The sequence below is a fragment of the Streptomyces sp. 15-116A genome (assembly GCF_025290915.1).
Lineage (GTDB): Bacteria > Actinomycetota > Actinomycetes > Streptomycetales > Streptomycetaceae > Streptomyces.
Map to the genome: position 1 here is coordinate 1 of NZ_JAOCQE010000518.1, position 1,708 is coordinate 1,708.

A 1,708-nucleotide genomic window follows, 5' to 3' on the forward strand; every position below is an offset into this window, starting at 1 on the left:
GACCGCGGCGCGGGTGGCCGGGCGGCGCAGCGTCCGCGTCGTGGACGGGCACGGCTGGCTGCTCGGTGACGAGGGGAGCGGGTTCTGGCTGGGGCGCGAGGCCCTGCGGGCGGTGGTGCGGGCCATCGACGGGCGCGGTCCGCGGGGGCGGCTCGTGGAGCGCGTACTGGAACAAGTGGCTCCCGGGCACCGCCTGGACGATTCCTCGCCGTCCGAGCTGATCCGCCTCAGGGACACCGTCGCGGACTGGACGTACTCCAGGCCGCCGGCCGCCCTGGGCGCCTTGTGCCCCCTGGTCGTGGGCACGGCCGGCGAGGATCCGGCGGCCCGCTCGCTCCTCGACCGGGCGGCCGACGAACTCGCGGAAAAAGTGGCTGTGTTGCGGCCCGAGGCCGGGGAACGCCTCGTCACCACCGGCGGCCTGCTCGCGCCCGGAGGGCCGCTGACGGACCGCCTGGCCGCGCGCCTGGCGCCGACGGGCCTGCGGATCACCGCCGTTCGGGACGGAGGGCCGGGGGCGGTGGCGCTGGCCGGGCTCTTGACGCGCTGACAGGACTGGTTCATTGTTTCAAGCAATCGGGACTTGATGAATCAACCAGCCGAAGAGAGTGTGACCGCATGACCGACCCGCAGATCAGCGCCGACGTCTTCGCCGACCGGGCGCGCGCCTCGCTGGACTCGGCGATCGACGCGAACAAGGCGGCCGTGGCGGCGGCGGCCCGGCTGTTCGCGGACTGTGTGGCGGCGGACGGGGTGATCCACGCCTTCGGGACCGGCCACTCGCAGGCCACCGCCCTGGAGATCTGCGGGCGCGCGGGCGGTCTGATCCCGACCAACCGCATCAGCCTCAGCGACCTTGTCCTGCGGGGCGGCGAGGATCGTACGGTCCTCGACGACCCCCTGCTCGAACGCAGGCCGGGGCTGGCCGCCCGCCTCTACGAGCTGAGCACCCCGCGCCCCCAGGACCTCTTCGTGATCATCTCGAACTCCGGGGTGAACAACTCCATCGTCGACATGGCGCAGTTGGTGACCGGCAAGGGGCACCGGCTGGTGGCGCTCACCTCCCTGGAGCACACCCGCTCGGTGCCCGCGCTGCACCCCGGCGGGCACCGGCTCGCCGACCTCGCCGACGTGGTGCTCGACAACGGTGCGCCCGCCGGGGACGCGCTGCTGCCGCTGCCGGGCGGCGGCAGTCTGTGCGGGGTGTCCACCATCGTCTCCGCGACGCTGGTGCAGATGGTGGTGGCGGAGAGCGTCGCCCTGCTGATGTCCGAAGGGCACCACGTTCCCGTCTACATCTCCGCGAACCTGCCGGGCGGCTTCGAACGCAACGCGACCCTGGAGGCGCGCTACGAGGGGCGCCTGCACCGGGGCGGTTTCTAGAGGCGGTTTCTAGAGGCGGTTTCTAGAGGGCGTCGTCCTCCTTGCGCAGGTCGGTGACCCGTTCCAGCAGGATCGGCTCCCAGGCGCGGTGCAGTCGCGTCCGCAGCAGGGGCAGCGGGGCGGTGGTGCGGCCGGTGAGGGCCTCGGTAAGGTGCAGGACGCTGTCGCAGCGGGCCAGCCACAGACCGCGCAGGCAGGGGCGGGCGCCGTACCCGGCGAGCGTGGCGGCGCGTACGGCGGCGGGGGAACCCACCGCGAGGGCGAGGCCCGCGATGTCCTCGGCCGGGTCCCCGAGCACCGCCGCGCCCCAGCCGAGGACGCCGCG

General features: G+C 73.8%; 2 protein-coding genes and 1 pseudogene. 2 read left to right on the forward strand and 1 reads right to left on the reverse strand.

Going from position 1 to position 1,708, the window contains the following annotated elements; genetic code table 11:
• Window positions 1-550 (forward strand): BadF/BadG/BcrA/BcrD ATPase family protein (locus tag N4P33_RS35040; protein ID WP_399030700.1); only part of this gene is annotated, 550 nt, incomplete at its 5' end.
• Window positions 551-618: 68 nt separating this feature from the next.
• A complete protein-coding gene (locus N4P33_RS35045) occupies window positions 619-1,383 on the forward strand; it encodes an SIS domain-containing protein (RefSeq protein WP_260830946.1) in 765 nt (254 codons plus the stop codon).
• 22 nt (window positions 1,384-1,405) lie between these two features.
• Here N4P33_RS35045 and N4P33_RS35050 read toward each other — a convergent pair.
• A pseudogene (locus N4P33_RS35050) lies at window positions 1,406-1,708 on the reverse strand (aminoglycoside phosphotransferase family protein); the annotation flags it as partial.

Coding starts and splice junctions, on each gene's coding strand:
- N4P33_RS35045 (WP_260830946.1), top strand. CDS start 619: ATGACCGACCCGCAGATCAGCGCCGACGTCTTCGCCGACCGGGCGCGC.